The organism is Cronobacter turicensis (assembly GCF_041222865.1).
GTDB lineage: Bacteria > Pseudomonadota > Gammaproteobacteria > Enterobacterales > Enterobacteriaceae > Cronobacter > Cronobacter turicensis.
The window spans coordinates 3191960-3209082 of sequence record NZ_CP165997.1; the positions used below are offsets into that span (position 1 = coordinate 3191960).

13 protein-coding genes and 1 other annotated feature are annotated in these 17123 nt (G+C 59.8%); of the genes, 2 read left to right on the plus strand and 11 right to left on the minus strand.

The window, feature by feature from the left end:
• The first annotated feature begins 141 nt into the window (after nucleotides 1–141).
• Nucleotides 142–621, plus strand: a complete 480-nt coding sequence (gene ybaK / locus AB8W27_RS15360; RefSeq protein WP_012815595.1) for a Cys-tRNA(Pro)/Cys-tRNA(Cys) deacylase YbaK — start codon at nucleotides 142–144, stop codon at nucleotides 619–621.
• A 1-nt stretch (nucleotide 622) separates the two neighbouring features.
• On the opposite strand, the gene ushA is transcribed toward ybaK, so the two are convergent.
• Complete coding sequence (ushA, locus tag AB8W27_RS15365) at nucleotides 623–2275, minus strand: bifunctional UDP-sugar hydrolase/5'-nucleotidase UshA (protein ID WP_041923279.1); 1653 nt, start codon at nucleotides 2273–2275, stop codon at nucleotides 623–625.
• 519 nt (nucleotides 2276–2794) lie between these two features.
• Between ushA and ybaL the strand changes: the two genes are divergently transcribed.
• Nucleotides 2795–4477 (plus strand): YbaL family putative K(+) efflux transporter, encoded by a 1683-nt coding sequence (gene ybaL / locus AB8W27_RS15370; protein ID WP_012815593.1) that lies wholly within the window; start codon nucleotides 2795–2797, stop codon nucleotides 4475–4477.
• A 183-nt stretch (nucleotides 4478–4660) separates the two neighbouring features.
• On the opposite strand, the gene AB8W27_RS15375 is transcribed toward ybaL, so the two are convergent.
• The 10 genes from AB8W27_RS15375 to dnaX all read right to left on the minus strand — a co-directional run bounded on the left by AB8W27_RS15375 (nucleotide 4661) and on the right by dnaX (nucleotide 17065).
• Nucleotides 4661–5965: an inosine/guanosine kinase gene (locus AB8W27_RS15375; protein WP_007767785.1), complete on the minus strand. Its 1305-nt coding sequence runs from the start codon at nucleotides 5963–5965 to the stop codon at nucleotides 4661–4663.
• A gap of 63 nt (nucleotides 5966–6028) precedes the next feature.
• Nucleotides 6029–6991 (minus strand): ferrochelatase, encoded by a 963-nt coding sequence (hemH, locus tag AB8W27_RS15380; RefSeq protein WP_007767784.1) that lies wholly within the window; start codon nucleotides 6989–6991, stop codon nucleotides 6029–6031.
• Nucleotides 6992–7111: 120 nt separating this feature from the next.
• Nucleotides 7112–8266, minus strand: coding sequence for a glycerate kinase (locus tag AB8W27_RS15385; protein ID WP_041923278.1), 1155 nt, complete (start codon nucleotides 8264–8266; stop codon nucleotides 7112–7114).
• A gap of 10 nt (nucleotides 8267–8276) precedes the next feature.
• Nucleotides 8277–9542 (minus strand): GntP family permease, encoded by a 1266-nt coding sequence (locus AB8W27_RS15390; protein ID WP_041923277.1) that lies wholly within the window; start codon nucleotides 9540–9542, stop codon nucleotides 8277–8279.
• Nucleotides 9543–9662: 120 nt separating this feature from the next.
• Nucleotides 9663–10796 (minus strand): sugar diacid recognition domain-containing protein, encoded by a 1134-nt coding sequence (locus AB8W27_RS15395; RefSeq protein ID WP_012815590.1) that lies wholly within the window; start codon nucleotides 10794–10796, stop codon nucleotides 9663–9665.
• Nucleotides 10797–10931: 135 nt separating this feature from the next.
• Nucleotides 10932–11576: an adenylate kinase gene (gene adk, locus AB8W27_RS15400; protein WP_007767760.1), complete on the minus strand. Its 645-nt coding sequence runs from the start codon at nucleotides 11574–11576 to the stop codon at nucleotides 10932–10934.
• Nucleotides 11577–11896: 320 nt separating this feature from the next.
• Nucleotides 11897–13771, minus strand: a complete 1875-nt coding sequence (gene htpG / locus AB8W27_RS15405; RefSeq protein ID WP_012815588.1) for a molecular chaperone HtpG — start codon at nucleotides 13769–13771, stop codon at nucleotides 11897–11899.
• A gap of 158 nt (nucleotides 13772–13929) precedes the next feature.
• Nucleotides 13930–14535 (minus strand): recombination mediator RecR, encoded by a 606-nt coding sequence (gene recR / locus AB8W27_RS15410; protein ID WP_007767660.1) that lies wholly within the window; start codon nucleotides 14533–14535, stop codon nucleotides 13930–13932.
• 177 nt (nucleotides 14536–14712) lie between these two features.
• Entirely contained in the window at nucleotides 14713–15045 is a 333-nt protein-coding gene (locus tag AB8W27_RS15415) for a YbaB/EbfC family nucleoid-associated protein (protein WP_004386900.1), read from the minus strand.
• A gap of 82 nt (nucleotides 15046–15127) precedes the next feature.
• Nucleotides 15128–17065: a DNA polymerase III subunit gamma/tau gene (dnaX, locus tag AB8W27_RS15420; protein ID WP_041923276.1), complete on the minus strand. Its 1938-nt coding sequence runs from the start codon at nucleotides 17063–17065 to the stop codon at nucleotides 15128–15130.
• Nucleotides 15731–15795: a sequence feature (DnaX frameshifting element), on the minus strand. (Overlaps the previous gene by 65 nt.)
• Nucleotides 17066–17123 lie beyond the last annotated feature (58 nt).

The following is a 17123-nucleotide window of genomic DNA, read 5'->3' on the forward strand; positions in this document are numbered from 1 at the left end:
CCGTGCGCGTTAGCGAACGGTTGCGGCGATTGTCGCGCAAACCATCCACGCTGCCAATATAATCCAGCAAGCTGATACAATTTTTTCGCCCCTGTCTGGCGCTATGCTGCGCCGACAGGCCAAAGAAATGGGAAAGGAAACATGACGCCCGCGGTTAATCTACTCGAAAAAAATAAGATAGTTTTTACGCTGCATGCCTATGAGCACGATCCGAATGAAACCAATTTTGGCGATGAAGTGGTGCGCAAGCTCGGGCTTAACGCAGAGCAGGTCTATAAAACGCTGCTGGTGGCGGTGAATGGCGATATGAAACATCTGGCGGTTGCCGTCACGCCGGTCGCCACACAGCTGGATTTGAAAAAGGTCGCGAAGGCGCTGGGCGCCAAGAAAGTTGAAATGGCGGACCCGATGATAGCGCAGCGCACGACCGGGTATCTGGTAGGCGGCATCAGCCCGCTCGGCCAGAAAAAACGCCTGCCGACGCTGATTGACGCGCCCGCCCGCGACTTCCCGGCCATTTATATCTCCGGCGGCAAGCGCGGGCTGGATATCGAACTGGCGGCGGAGGATTTAGCGAAACTGCTGAACGCGCAGTTCGCTGACATCGCCCGCCGCGACTGAGTTACTGCCAGCTTACCTCGCCTTTCGGCTCCAGTGCGCCCACATCCAGCGGCGAGCTCTGCTGGATGTACTGTTTCAGCACTTCAGCATCCACAAAACCGGTATTAACGTAACCCGGCTTTTTATCGATGGGCGGGTAGCCGTCGCCGCCGGTGGCGTTAAAGCTGAGCGTCGCCATGCGGTAGGTTTTCGCCGGATCGACCGGCTCGCCTTTGATTTTGACGTCATTCAGCGTGCCGCCAGACGCCGTAAAGCTAACGTTAGCAAACTGCGGATAGGCGCCGGAATCCGGTTTTTTCTGCGCGACGGCGGTCAGGTATTCCAGCACCTCTTTGCCGGTCATATCGGCATACACCAGCGTATTGCCGAACGGCTGCACCTTGAGCACATCTTTATAGGTGATGTCGCCGCCTTCGATGGAGTCACGAATGCCGCCGCCGCTCATCACCGCGAAATCCGCGCCGGTGCGCGCTATCTGGGCGTTAAGGATCAGGTGGCCCATGCTGGTCTGCACAAAACGCACTTTGCTGCGATCGCCTTCCAGCCGCCCGTTGACGCTGCCGATTTTGACCATCAGCTGCGCCTGGCCTTTTTTCTGGAATGGCGTCAGCAGCGAGAGCATCTGCGGATTTTCCGGGATCTGCGGCGTATAGAGCACACGCTCGGTCTGGCCGTTATCCCAGGTCACTTTCTTCTTCAGGTTGATGGGGATGAGTTGATAGCGCACCAGTTTCATTTCGCCATTGCGGAACTGGAAATCGGCACGACCGACATATTTGCCCCACTCATGGGCCTGCACAATCCAGGTGCCGTTCTGCTGATCCGGCGCGCACGGCGTGCCCGGCACGTAATCCACCTGTTTTTTATTCTCCGAGGCCATACAGACCGGATCTTGTGAGTGACCGCCCACAATCATCGTCAGCGCGCCTGCTGGCAGCGCTCGCGCCAGTTCGACATCCCCCGGCGCGTTAGAGCCGTGGTCGCCGTTATCGTAATGGCCCATGTGGGTCGCGGCGATAATCACGTCCGGTTTTTCGTTCTGCTGAAGCTCCTGAATCACCAGTTTCGCTTCGTCGGCTGGCTTACGGAATTCGATATCGGTGAAATATTCCGGGTTGCCGATTTTGGCGGTATCGTCAGTCGTCAGCCCGATGACGGCGATTTTGATGTCCTGCGGTTTGAAAATGGCCCAGGGTTTGAACAGGCGCTCGTTGGTGCTTTTCTGGTAGATGTTGGCGGAGAGCAGCGGGAATTTGGCCCACTTTTCCTGCTGGCGCAGCACGCTCAGCGGGTTGTCGAACTCATGGTTGCCGACGGCCATCGCATCGTAGCCAATCATATTCATGCCGCGAAAATCGGGTTCGGCATCCTGTAAATCGGATTCCGGCACGCCGGTGTTGATATCGCCGCCGGAGAGCAACAGCACGCTGCCGCCCTGGGCCGTGACCTCACGCCGCACGCTGTCCACCAGCGTTTTCTGCGCCGCCAGGCCATATTCGCCATATTCGTTGCGCCAGAAATGACCATGATGATCGTTGGTGTGCAAAATGGTGATGTTATACGTTTTATCCTGCTCCCAGGCGGATGCGCCGCCGCTCAGCAGGCTAAGCCCCGCCAGCAGCGCGACAGCCAACCCTTTTCTGGCTAACCCCATGACAACTCTCCCTATCCTTAACGTGAATGCTGAAATTACAGCGCCTGCCGAACATACTCAACTTTGTTTTCAGATTTGCGACTTTCCTCAAAACCGCGGCGTAACGGCAAGCAAAGTTTATACCTTGTCACAAAGGCGGATATTTAGCGCTCATAAGCGAAAAAAGGCGGCCACGCGGTAAATTCACAATATTGCTATCACCTTACGGTCATCTCCTCGTCAAAAAAGCGGCATTTTTGAACTCATCAACGCTGTTGAGCTTCCATTTACTTTTTCATTTGGCAAAAGCTGCACTTTTGCCACTCTAAATACGAACTGACACGACCGGTTTCCCGCATAACGCCTCGCCTGGCTATCGATAACATAGAATTCTGCGCCCGGTTCGCATTTTTTTCGTCTAATGGGGGATTTAAGAAAGTTTTCGCTAATAAACTGCCCCGCGCTGCCGAAAATTGTCATAAACTGTTACGAGTTGTACGCAAAACATCCGGTGTATCACATTCAACGAAAGGAGACGGAATGCATCACGCCACACCGCTTATCACCACACTTGTCGGTGGCCTTGTTCTGGCCTTTATTCTCGGTATGCTCGCCAACCGGCTGCGTATTTCACCGCTGGTGGGATACCTGCTCGCGGGCGTGGTGGCCGGGCCGTTTACGCCCGGTTTTGTCGCGGATACAAAGCTTGCGCCGGAGCTGGCTGAGCTTGGCGTGATCCTGTTGATGTTCGGCGTGGGTCTGCATTTCTCTTTGAAGGATCTGTTGGCGGTAAAGTCTATCGCCATCCCTGGCGCGATTTTGCAGATAGCCGTGGCGACGCTGCTGGGCGTCGGGCTCTCTACCTTACTTGATTGGTCGCTGATGACCGGCGTCGTGTTCGGCCTGTGTCTTTCCACCGCCAGTACCGTGGTGCTGCTGCGCGCGCTTGAAGAGCGGCAGTTGATTGAGAGCCAGCGCGGGCAGATAGCCATCGGCTGGCTTATCGTCGAAGACCTGGTGATGGTGCTGACGCTGGTCCTGCTGCCCGCCGTCGCCGGGATGCTGGAAAAAGGCAATCTCGGCCTTGCGACGCTGAGCCTCGATATGGCTATTACGCTCGGTAAAGTCATTGCGTTTATCGCGCTGATGATGCTGGTGGGCCGCCGCCTGGTGCCGTGGATCCTGGCGCGTAGCGCCGCCACCGGATCGCGAGAGCTGTTTACGCTCGCGGTGCTGGCGCTGGCGCTCGGGATTGCGTTCGGCGCCGTCGAGCTGTTTGACGTCTCCTTTGCGCTGGGCGCGTTCTTCGCGGGGGTGGTGCTGAACGAATCGGAGCTGAGCCACCGCGCCGCGCACGATACCCTGCCGCTACGCGACGCCTTCGCGGTGCTGTTTTTCGTCTCGGTCGGGATGCTGTTTGACCCAATGATTCTGGTTCAGCAGCCGCTGGCGGTGCTGGGCACGCTGCTGATTATCCTGTTCGGCAAATCGCTCGCGGCATTTGCGCTGGTGAAGCTGTTCGGCCACTCGCGCCGCACCGCGCTGACGATTGCGGTAAGCCTGGCGCAGATTGGCGAATTCGCGTTTATTCTGGCGGGGCTTGGCATGGCGCTGGATCTGCTGCCGCAGGACGGGCAGAACCTGGTGCTGGCGGGCGCGATCCTGTCCATCATGCTTAATCCGGTGCTGTTTGTGCTGCTGGAGCGCTTTCTTTCTCGTCACGACGAGCTGGAAGAACAGACGCTGGAAGAGGCGCTGGAAGAGGAACAGCAGAACCCGGTGGATATCTGCAATCACGCGCTGCTGGTGGGCTATGGTCGCGTCGGCAGCCTGCTTGGCGAGAAGCTTATCGCTGAGGGCATTCCGCTGGTGGTGGTGGAAACTTCCCGCACCCGCGTCGAGGCGCTACGCGAGCGCGGCGTTCGCGCGGTGCTGGGCAACGCGGCCAATGAGCAGACGCTGGCGCTGGCGCATCTCGACTGCGCGCGCTGGCTGCTGCTGACCATCCCTAACGGCTATGAGGCGGGCGAAATCGTCGCCACCGCGCGTGAGAAGCGCCCGGATATCGACATCATCGCCCGCGCCCATTACGACGACGAGGTGGATTACATCACCGAGCGCGGCGCGAATGAGGTGGTGATGGGCGAGCGGGAAATTGCTAGCACGATGCTGCGTATGCTCGATAAGCCCGAGCAGGCGCAGGAGGTTTTGAGCCACGGTTGATGGCATGTAAGGTGGGTGCGTGACGGAAGGCGGGTGCGCTCACGCTTACCCGCCCTACGAACGTCTGGCGCAACGTGGCGCATAAAAAGGGGGGTGCGGCTGCGCCTTACCCACCCTACAAAAAACAATGGTCGCTCACCGTAGGGCGGGTAAGCGAAGCGCACCCGCCGTAACATGACACGGTTATCGCTCCCAGTACGCCTCTTCCAGGCTATCTTCGCGCTCCGGCAGGCCACGCGTCAGACGCGGCGAATGCTGGTTCAGGACCTGATAACTCACGCGGTTCGCGTATTTACACACCTGCGCCAGCGACGAATAGGTCAGCCAGGTGTATTTATGCTTGCTGGAATTCGGCACGTTGGTGCGGTGATAATTATTGGCGGTAATATCATGCAGCAGCGCCGCCAGCGCACCGTCACCGGCGCCGTTGGTGTTCATTATCTTCTCCGGCCCGCCCATGTATGGCGCGATATGGGAGAAAATACGCAGCGGCTTTTCGCAATCTTTAAAGCGCATGGCGCGGCTGAATTCATACTGGTTGAACTCCGCGATCGCGCCCGGCAACAGCGGATGCTGGGTTTTGCGCTTACTTTCCTCTTCGGTAAAGCCCGCCATATAGAGCCCGACCGGCCCGGCGGTGCAAAGCACCAGATCCACCCAGTCGAGCGCTTTGTCAGACGCCAGCAGCGGATCGCTTTCGCCCGTCAGCGCTTCGCCCTCTTCTTCGTTCATCGCCAGAATCGACACGTGCTCTTTCAGGAAATCGCGCCACCACTGCGGGTTATCGGCAATCACATATTTGGTGCCAAGCGTCAGCACCACCGGCACGTTGTGCTTTTTGGCGTAACGAATGGCGGTCATGGTGGCGTCCGGCATCGGCTCGCCGGGTTTGCAGCGCACCAGATACGAAGTCAGCACCAGCGCCGACGCGCCGGCAATCACCGCTTCCGGAATGCTTTCCGGGCGCAACTGGTTCATCTGGCCCGGGCTGATGGCGAAGGTGCGCTCGCCCTGCTCGCTTATCAGCGTGAAGCAGCGGCCAATCGCGCCGTCAACGCCCTGAAGATAGTTCAGATCGGTACGGCTTGAGGTGTTGCAGAGATAACGGTAGGCGTAGCTGCCAATCTGCACGTTATTACACATCACGCCCAGCAGCACCGAGCGGTCATCCGCCAGCACGGAGTAATTGTGCATGGTGTTGCCAATGGTGCCGCCGGCAAACTGATGGGTGATCAGATTTTCACGCACCAGCTCCTGATAGAGCGCTTCGGCGACGTCGTCTTCAATCACCAGCGAATGGCCGAGGCTCAGGCCGTAGCGTTCAATAAACGCGTCATCCACGCGGGCTTCGATATCCACCAGCGTCTGGTCGATACCCACCACCCAGGAGGCGCTGACGTCGGATTCAGGTTGAATTTGTTGCAGGAGCGGATCGCGGGCGCTGACGGGAAAATAGTGTTTGGACTTACGTTTGCCGGGAAATTTCATGGTATTGCGTGCAGGTGGCTAATCAGGCGGGGAATGGTAGCACACTCCCCGCCCCGCGCGCGATCAGCGGTAACGGTCGACCAGTTCCTTCATCATCGCGATATGCGCCGGATCGTCATTAAGTGCCGGAATGTATTCAAACTTCTCACCGCCTGCCTCAATGAAAATCTCGCGGTTCTGCTCAGCAATCTCTTCCAGCGTTTCCAGACAATCTGACGAGAAGCCCGGACACATCACCTGGATATGCTTCACGCCTTTCTCGCCAAGCATCTTCATGGTTTCGTCGGTATACGGCGTCAGCCACGGCTCGCGGCCAAAGCGCGACTGGAAAGTCATCATCACTTTTTCCGGCGCGATGCCGAGCGCCGACACCAGCTCGCGGGTGGTGTCGCGGCAGCGCTGCGGGTAGTCGTCGCCTTCATTGGCGTAGCGCTGCGGAATGCCGTGGTAAGAGAGCAGCAGCAGATCCGGCTCGCCATGTTTCTCAAACGAGCGCTGCACAGACTGCGCCAGCGCGCTGATGTAAGCCGGTTCGCAGGCGTAATCGCGGATAAGCGTCATGGACGGCAGCTTGCGATACCGGGTGGTAATCCGCGCCAGCTCGTCCCATACCGCCGCCACGGTGGAGCAGGAGTATTGCGGATAGAGCGCGAGCACGATGATGTGATCGACATGTTGGTCGAGCAGCTTTTGCACGGCGCTGTCGAGCGACGGCTGGCCGTAGCTCATACCGAGCGCCACCGGTACATCGCCGAGCGCCGCGCTCAGCGCTTTTTCCTGGCGACGGCTGTAGACCATCAGCGGCGAGCCCTCTTCCATCCAGACGGACTTATAGAGTTTCGCCACGCGCGGCGAACGCAGCGGCAGAATGACGCCGCGCAGCAACGGCCACCAGATCACGCGCGGTACGTCCACGACGCGCCGGTCGCTCAAAAACTGTTTTAAATAACGTTTTACGGCAGCTGACGTTGGCGCCTGCGGGGTGCCGAGATTGACTAATAAAACGCCGCTTTTTACTGACTGCATCACGGTTCCTCATTGATGTCCGGCGCGGACGGCGCGACTGAAACCCTCAGGCGCACCGCTGCGAATGAAAATCATTGTAACGTAAAAGTTATTCACCGGAACCGATAACAGCAAAAGGCGCTAGCGACGGTTTTCCGCCAGACGCCAGAGCGCGGCGACATTGCGCGCGGTCACACGCAGATTGCGTTCGGCGTCATCCAGCGCTTCCTGAAGCGTCACGATGCGATCAATCACTGAAAACGCCGCGTCGATGCCATGTTCATGCACGATGTGATAATCGGGCGTCAGGCTTCCTGCAATCGCGACCACCGGGCGCTGAAACTGCTTCGCCACGCGCGCCACGCCAATGGGTGTTTTGCCGTGGATGCTCTGACTGTCGAGCCGCCCTTCGCCGGTAATCACCAGATCGGCGTCGCGCACCGCCTGCGCGAGCCCTAATGATTCGATAACAATCTCAATGCCGGGGCGCAGCTGCGCGTTGAGCATACCGAGCAGCGCGGCGCCCATACCGCCCGCGGCCCCCGCGCCCGGCGCGCTGATGATGGTTTTGCCCGTGGCGGCTTCGAGGAGCTCGCCAAAGCGCTTCAGCGCGGCATCCAGCGCCGGCACCATCTCAGGCGTCGCGCCTTTCTGCGGGCCGAACACCGCCGACGCGCCCTTTTCGCCGCACAGCGGGTTATCGACATCGCAGGCGACGGTCACGCTGACCTGCGCCAGGCGCGGGTCGAGCGCCGAGAGATCGAGGCGTTCCAGCCCGGCAAGCGCCGCGCCGCCGGGTTTCAGCTCACGTCCTTCGCCGTCAAGAAACCGCGCGCCCAGCGCCTGCATCATGCCCGCGCCGCCGTCATTGGTGGCGCTGCCGCCGATGCCGATGATAATCGCCTTCACGCCCTGCTCCAGCGCCGCGAGAATAAGCTCGCCGGTGCCGAAACTGGTCGTGATGCGCGGATCGCGCTGCGCGTTCGGCACCAGATGCAGGCCGGACGCCGCCGCCATTTCGACCACCGCCGTTTCGCCGTCGCCCAGCAGGCCAAAGAAACCGTCCACCTGATTGCCAAGCGGCGCGGTGACAGGTGTGGTGATAATCCGCCCGCCGGTCGCGGCGACCATCGCCTCGACGGTACCTTCGCCGCCATCCGCCATCGGCACGCAGACATAGCTCGCCTGCGGGTAAATGTCACGAAAGCCCGCTTCGATAGCCTTCGCGACATCCATTGCGCTCAGGCTTTCCTTAAATGAATCCGGTGCGATAACGATTTTTTTCAGGGTTGTCATGATGTAGTCCTTAAGCAGCAACACCCAGTACGCCGAACATCAGCGCAGAAATGGTGGCAATGGTGAAGCCCACCAGCGTTTCATACGGTAAGAGTTTAAGACGTTCATGCACGGTCATCCCGACGCTGCCGCCGGTCGCGTGGAAAAAGCTGCCGTGCGGCAGGTGATCGAGCACGGTCGCGCCCGCGTGGATCATCGCCGCCCCCGCAATGCCGCTGACGCCAAGCTCCAGCAGCGTATGGCTGAAGACCGCGGACGCCACGGCGGTGCCTGCGGTAGTGGACGCCGTCGCCATCGACATGAGCGTGCCGGAGAGCGGCGCCAGCAGCCATGCGGGCAGCCCGGTATGGGTCAGCGTGTCGATAAGCACATCTTTAAGCCCCGAGTTGGCGATGATGCCCGCCAGCGCCCCGGTGCCGAGCAGCATGATGGCGACTGGCGCCATACGGGTTAAACCGGAAACCATAAACGTGTTGCACTGGCGCAGACGTCCCATGAGCAGCGCGCCCGCAAGACCGCCCGCCGGGAGCGCGATTAGCGGGTCGACGGCGATGCCCGCGATGGGGCGCAGCGACAGCAGCACAATCGCCACCAGCGGCGCGCTGATGGCTGCGGCGAAGCCAGGCCGCGGGCCGGTATCCTGCACCGGCAACTCTTGCGCGGTGACCCGGCTGCCCTTATTGCTTAAGCGGTTCGCCAGAAAACAGGCCATCGCCAGGCCGAACAGCCCCGGAATAACGCCCGCCAGCATCACGGAGGTCAGCGGTACATGGAAGTTATCCGCCGCGGCGATGGTATTCGGGTTTGGCGACATCACGTTGCCCGCTTTGCCGCCGCCAATCATGGCAAGCAGGATAGCGATACGCGAGATGCCCGCGCGCTGGGCTATGGACAGCGCGATAGGGGCGACGGTGATCACCGCCACGTCGATAAATACGCCGACCGCCGTCAGGATTAGCGTCGCGATGGCGAGCGCCAGCAGGCTGCGCTTCTCGCCCACTTTGCGCACGATGGTCTCCGCGATGGTGTGCGCCGCGCCGGATTCAATCAGCACGCCCGCCAGCACGCCCGCCGCCAGAATGCGCAGCACCGCATTGGTAATGCCCTGCGCGCCTTCAATCATCAGGCTGACCGTGTGAACCAGATCCGCGCCGCCAACCAGACCGCCCGCCAGCGCCCCCGCCAGCATGCCGTAAGCCGGGGGCACTTTACGCAGAATCAAAACAATCGCGACGACCAACGCCGTCAGCGCGCCGAGAGTGGATACCGTTGTCATTATTGTTTTCTCTTTGAGGTAAGGGTCAGGACAACATAGCGTCGCGCAGAGGGGAAAGCCTGAGCGAAACCCACAAAGAAAGCGCGCCGCCGCCCGCCCGCCTTTGTGGATTTCTACAAATTATGGCTGCGTCAGCATCCCGACGTAGAGCTGGAGACAGTCAGATAACTGGTTGATTTTCAGGCCGGTGATGGCCTCGATACGCTGTAACCGGTAGCGCAGGGTATTGACATGAATATGCAGCGCGCTGGCCGTCTGCGCCTGCTCACAGTTTCGGGAAAAATAGTGGCGCAGCGTCTGGCGCAGCACGCCTTTTTCATCGTGCTCCGCAAGCCTGCGCCAGGGTGCGCCCAGCTCGTCGGCGCGCCAGTCGTCGCCGAGATCGCACAGCAATGCCGCCAGCGGGTTTTCATCATAAACCAGCGTTTTGTGGCGAAGCTTAAGGCGGCGCGCCATCGACTGCGTGGCCCGCGCCGCGCGCAGCGAACGGGACGGCCCCGCGTCGCCGGGATAAAAGCCGCCGAGGATCAACCGCACGTTAAACCGCCCCTGCCAGAGCGCGTGCAGCCGCTGCGCCTGCTGCCGTTCCTGGTGCGGGCTCCACTGGCCGTTCTCCATGCTCGCCGGGCGCAGCATGACCATTTCGCTAAAACCGGTCATGGCGAACAGCGCGTCACGCGCCTCGCGCTCAAGTTCCGCCAGCAGTTCGCGCATCTGTTGCGGATTGCCGTCGCGCAGTTCGATTATCCAGGCGATGCGCGGCACGGAGAGCGCGACGCCAAGCCACGCGGCCATGGATTCGCGCGCCTCAGGATCGCCGCCGCCCGCGAGCAGCTGTAGCGTAAGCTCCTCCCGGTAGCGCTTCTCCCACTGATTCTGTTCAAGGAGCGCCGCCTGCTCGACCATCAGCTCAGCGGCCATTTTCACCAGTTCGCCGCAGGCGCGCACCTGCGACGGCTCGCCGGAAATGCCAATAACGCCAATCTGGCGCTGGCGAAAACAGAACGGCAGATTAATGCCCGGACGCACGCCCTTCAGATGGCGCGCGGTGGCGGCGTCTATTTCCACGACGCGACTTTCGGCGAGCGCCAGCAGCGCCCCTTCGTGACGCTCCATCAGACGCTGCGGATCGCCGGAGGCGATAATGACGCCGTGGCTGTCCATGACGTTAACCGGGTAGTCGATGATGCTCATGGCGCGCCGGACAATCAGCCGGGCGGTGGACTCATCCAGGAGCGGAGTCTGTCTGAACATGCGGTTTTCCCTGTGTGTTGTTCCGCAGACGTTATACGCCGTCAGGCAGGAAAATTTAAGGCGCAGGCGGCAAGGATGTGAGGCGCAGAAAGCAAAACGCCGGGCTGAGCCCGGCGTCGGTCATGCAACTACGGCTTAGCCGAGGATTTTTTCCAGTTCGGCGCGCACGTCGCTGACGGCTTTGGTGCCGTCGACTTTGGCGTAACGAGTGTTGCCCGCTTCCGCTTCTTTGCGGTAGTAGCCGATCAGCGGCTCGGTCATCTCATGGTATTCCACCAGACGCTTACGCACGGTTTCTTCCTGATCGTCTTTACGGGTGGTCAGTTCTTCACCGGTCACGTCGTCTTTGCCTTCCACTTTCGGCGGATTGAATTTGATGTGGTAAACGCGACCGGAAGCCGCGTGAACGCGACGGCCAACGATACGATCGACAATCAGTTCATCCGGTACGTCGAATTCCAGCACGTAGTCAACGTTGATGCCCGCTTCCTTCATGGCGTCCGCCTGAGGAATGGTGCGCGGGAAACCGTCCAGCAGGAAACCGTTACGGCAATCTTCCTGAGCGATACGCTCTTTAACCAGAGCAATCACCAGCTCGTCGGTAACCAGCTTGCCGGCGTCCATGATGTCTTTAGCCTGTTTACCCAGCTCAGAGCCAGATTTCACTGCGGCGCGAAGCATGTCACCCGTGGAGATTTGCGGAATGCCGTATTTCTCCATGATGAATTGTGCCTGAGTCCCCTTTCCTGCGCCCGGAGCGCCGAGCAGAATAATACGCATTGCGTAATTCTCCATACGTTTGCATTTTCACGACGTGATTGAAGCGAAAACCATACCATTAAAGGCGCTATCCCGACAACAAACGCGGCGGATGGTGAATGGTTTCACCGCGGCGTTGCGTGCAGAAAACCGGGTTCGGGGCATAAAAAAGGCGGACACGTGTGCGTGTGTCCGCCTTTTTGAGAGTGATGGGTCGGGTTGTAAGCGTTTTCGCGACGGCGGGTGCGCTGACGCTTACCCGCCCTACGCTAATACAGCGCCCTGGTTGTAGGGTGGGTAAGCGAAGCGCACCCACCTTAACAAAACGCCTCAACGTGCTGTCAGGAGACCAGCAGCTGGTTCATACGGCGGATAAACTGGTTAGGATCCTCCAGCGTACCGCGCTCGGCGAACAGCGCCTGATCGAGCAGCAGCTCAACCCACTCTTTAAACTGCGCCTCATCCTGGGTATCGGCGGTGCGTTTCACCAGTTGATGATCCGGGTTGATTTCAAAGATGTATTTCACGTCCGGCACCGCCTGGCCCGCCGCAGCGAAGAGTTTCGCCATCTGCGTGCTCATTTCGTCGTTGTCGGTGGTGACAATCGCCGGGGTGTCGGTCAGACGGTGCGTCAGACGCACATCTTTCACGCGATCGCCCAGCAGGGTTTTCACACGATCCACGAACGGCTCCAGCGCTTTTTCCGCTTCTTTAGCGCTTTCATCGACTTCATCCGCCAGTTTTTCCAGCGATTCGTCGGCTTTCGCCACAGACTGGAACGCTTTGCCGTCGAACTCGGTGAGATAGCTCATCATCCATTCGTCGATGCGATCGGAAAGCAGCAGCACTTCGATGCCTTTCTTACGCAGCAGCTCCAGATGCGGGCTGCTCTTCGCGGCCGCGTAGCTGTCGGCGGTGATGTAGTAGATCTTCTCCTGCCCTTCTTTCATGCGGGAGACATACTCTGTCAACGCAACGGTCTGCGCGGCGGAATCGGTATGCGTGGAGGCGAAACGCAGCAGCTTCGCAATCGCTTCCTGGTTGGCGCTGTCCTCCGCCGGGCCTTCTTTCAGCACCAGGCCGAACTGTTTCCAGAAGGTCTGGTATTTCTCAGCGTCGTCTTTAGCCAGTTTGTCCAGCATCTGCAACACGCGTTTGGTCAGCGCGCTGCGCAGGTTGCGGGTGATGGTGCTGTCCTGAAGGATCTCGCGCGACACGTTGAGCGGCAGATCGTTGGAGTCAATCAGGCCGCGCACGAAGCGCAGGTAGTTCGGCATAAACTGTTCCGCGTCATCCATGATGAACACACGCTGCACATAGAGTTTCAGCCCGTGTTTATGATCGCGGTTCCACATATCCCACGGCGCCTGGGACGGGATATACAGCAGGCTGGTGTACTCCTGCTTCCCTTCCACACGGTTGTGGCTCCAGGTCAGCGGATCGGTGAAATCATGGGCGATGTGTTTGTAGAACTCTTTGTACTCGTCATCGCTGATCTCGCCTTTGCTGCGGGTCCACAGCGCCTGCGCCTTGTTGATTTTCTCCCAGGAGACGATGGTTTCGCCGTCTTTCTCCTCGCGGGTTTCAATCTCTACCGGCAGCGCGATATGGTCGGAGTATTTGCTGATGATCGAGCGCACGCGCCAGTCGTTTAAGAACTCGTCTTCGCCTTCGCGCAGGTGCAGCGTGATTTCGGTGCCGCGATCCGCTTTGGTGATATCCGCAACGGTGTATTCGCCTTCGCCTTCGGATTCCCAGAACACGGCCTCATCGGCGCTCACGCCTGCGGCACGGGTGCGCACGGTCACTTTATCCGCCACGATAAACGCGGAGTAGAAGCCCACGCCGAACTGACCGATAAGCTGGCTGTCTTTCGCCTGGTCAGAGCCCATCGATTCAAGAAACGCTTTGGTGCCCGATTTCGCGATGGTGCCGAGATGGTCGATGACTTCATCGCGCGTCATGCCGATGCCGTTATCGGCGATGGTCAGGGTGCGGTTGTCTTTATCAAACGACACGCGCACGCGCAGATCGCCGTCGCCTTCATAGAGATCGGGGCTGGAGAGCGCACGGAAGCGCAGTTTGTCCGCCGCATCCGAGGCGTTGGAGATAAGCTCACGCAGGAAAATCTCTTTATTTGAATAGAGAGAATGGATCATCAGGTGCAGAAGCTGTTTTACCTCTGACTGAAAACCACGGGTCTCTTGTCCTTTCATAATGGTGATACCTCAACAAAACAGGCCACAGTGAACAAAAACGGTTGAGGGAGAGATGGGGATAGTGGGGAAATTTTTCAAGCGGCAGGAAAAAACGACAAACGCTGACTGGTTAAAAGCCGCGCAATGCGGCTTTCAGGAATATCTGGCTGTAAAGCTTAAAATGTCATCTTATGGCGTCCGGCCAGCGAGTGCGACAGCGTCGTGCCATCCACCATCTCCAGCTCGCCGCCCACCGGCACGCCGTGCGCGATGCGGCTTGCGTCAACGCCATACTGGCCGCAGAGCTCGGCGATGTAGTTCGCGGTCGCCTCGCCTTCCACCGTCGGGTTGGTGGCGAGAATAATCTCTTTTAAGGGTTCCGCTTCCAGACGCTGCTCCAGACGGTCAAGGCCGATATCGTCCGGGCCGATACCGTCGAGTGGCGAAAGATGGCCCATCAGCACGAAGTAGCGGCCGGAGAACTGGCCGGTCTGCTCGATGGCGTGGATATCCGCCGGGCTTTCCACCACGCAGATCTGTCCGTTTTCCTGACGGCGCGGATTGGTGCAGATATTACATTTTTCCTGCTCAGTGAAGGTGCGGCAGTCGGCGCAGTGACCGATTTCCGACATGGCGCGGGTTAGCGCCTGAGCAAGGCGCATCCCGCCGCTGCGATCGCGTTGCAGCAGCGTAAACGCCATGCGCTGCGCCGATTTCGGGCCGACACCCGGCAGGCAGCGCAGCGCTTCCATCAGTTGAGTCAGCAGAGGACTGGTCTGCATGAATGAAATTCCTTAACAACGAACAAAGCGTGTAGATTACCATTTGCGCCTTTATGCACGCACCCTAAACCTGCTTAGTTACAGGATAGTTCAGAGATGATGCCTGGCGGGAAGTCGTGGCGGTGGGGAGTAAAACAACAAGCAGGACGACAGGCGGGGCCTGCCGTCCGGGGTGCATCAGAACGGCATTTTAAAGCCTGGCGGCAGTTGCATACCGGAAGACACAGACGCCATTTTTTCTTTCTGCGTCTCTTCAATGCGGCGAGCGGCGTCGTTAAACGCGGCTGCGACCAGATCTTCCAGCATCTCTTTATCGTCTTCGAGCAGGCTCGGATCGATTTCCACGCGACGGCAGTTATGCGCGCCGTTGATGGTCACTTTAACGAGGCCCGCGCCAGATTCACCCGTCACTTCCAGCTGGGCGATTTCTTCCTGCATCTTCTGCATTTTTTCCTGCATCTGCTGGGCCTGTTTCATCAGGTTGCCCAGACCGCCTTTACCACCAAACATAAGCTTCTCTCTTTTGCTTCAGGTCGCTGACGGCAGTGCCGACAGCGAGGCCATGGGTTACAACAGGCAGCGGCACTGCCTGTCAAAGGGGGCGAATACTCTCTTCATCCAGATCCGCATCGAAGAAACGACGCAGCGTCTGGATATTGGTATCCGCGATAATCGCTTCTCTCGCCTGGGCGAGCTTCTCTTCGTAAATCGCCTGCCGCCATTCCAGCGGCGTCCGGTGCGCCAGATTATCATCTTCAATGATAGTCAGTTCAACCGGCGCGCCGTACAAAACGCCCAGCGCGTCGGCGAGCGTTTTCTGCGCCGACGCCGAGTTAAGGTGGCGCTGCGACGGGCGCAGATGCAGGCGGATATGCTGCCCGTCCTGCTCTTTCCACGCGTTCAGCGCGACCTGTTCGACCAGCTTCGGCACCTGCAAACGGCTGACCTCGGCGGCCCATTCGTCACGCGTAATCGCCTCTTCAGCGAGTTTCGCGGCAAGCTCCGGCGTCTTCTCGTGCTCCAGCGCTTTTTTCAGCGCCCGCGGCGTGGCGACGGGTGCCTGCTGCGCCTGCGGCACAATGTTTTTCGCTTTCCAGCGATACGCCTCTTTTTTGGCCGGGGCTTCGTCTTTCACCGCCGCGGGCCGGGACTGCACGCGCTCGGTAACGGACGCCAGCCGCTCCAGCGCGCTGTTATTCACCGGCCGCGCTGTGGCTGGCGCTGCCGGTTCATTCTTTTTTGTTTTGGCCGCTCCCTGAGCGCGCTGCAACTGACTGCGCGCCTGTAGAAGCTGGCTGGTGGCGTCGGGCAGCGGTTGAGAAACGGGTGACGAAGCGGGTGCCGACGGCGCCTGATACGACGGCGTTGAAGGGGCCTCTGGCGCATGCACAACCGGCAGCACCGCGGCAGGCTGTACCTCGCGATCCGGCTCCGGCAGCGGCGCCCGCGGGTGGAATGCCAGCGCGCGCAGCATGGTCATTTCCACGCCCATCCTGCGCTCCGGCGCCCACGGCAGCTCTTTACGCCCGATAAGCAGCGTCTGGTAATAGAGCTGGATATCGCCCGGCGGCACGGCGCGGGCCAGTTCGCGCAGGCGCGGCTCCAGCGGGGCCATATCCGCGCCAAGCGCGGAAGGCGACAGCTGAACCATCGCGACGCGGTGCAGCAGGCCGAGCATCTCGACCAGCAGCGCCTCCCATTCGACGCCGCGCGCGGCAGCGTCGTTAATCTGTTGCATCACGCGCTCGCCGTCGGCGGCGACCAGCGCTTCAATGAGGCTCAACGCCTGATCGTCATCAAGCGTGCCGAGCATGGCGCCCACCGCCTGGGTGGTCACCTGCCCGTCGCCGCTGGCGATGGCCTGATCGGTCAGGCTCAGGGCGTCGCGCAGACTGCCATCGGCGGCGCGGGCCAGCAGTTGCAGCGCGCGCGGCTCATGCGCGATGCCTTCCTGCGTCAGGACATGCTCAAGCTGCTGGCGAATTTGATCCGGATCCAGCGCCCGCAGATGGAACTGCAGGCAGCGGGAGAGGATAGTCACCGGCAGCTTTTGCGGATCGGTGGTCGCCAGCAGGAATTTCACATGCGCGGGCGGCTCTTCCAGCGTTTTCAACAGCGCGTTGAAGCTGTGGCGCGACAGCATGTGGACTTCATCAATAAGGTAGACTTTAAAGCGGCCGCGGGCTGGCGCGTACTGGACGTTATCCAGCAGATCGCGGGTATCTTCCACTTTGGTGCGCGAGGCGGCGTCAATCTCAATCAGATCGACGAAACGCCCCTGCTCGATTTCACGGCAGTTGTCGCACACGCCGCACGGGGTGGCGGTGATGCCGGTTTCACAGTTCAGCCCCTTCGCCAGAAGACGGGCGATAGAAGTCTTGCCGACGCCGCGCGTACCGGAAAACAGGTAGGCGTGGTGAATTCGGCCCAGCGATAAACCGTTCGCCAGGGCGGTGAGCACATGCTCCTGGCCGACGACGTCAGCAAAGGTTTGTGGGCGCCATTTTCGGGCTAAGACCTGATAACTCATGGGCAGGCTCTGAAACGCTTGAGTGGTGGATTCTGAAGGGGTAATGCTAACACAGCCC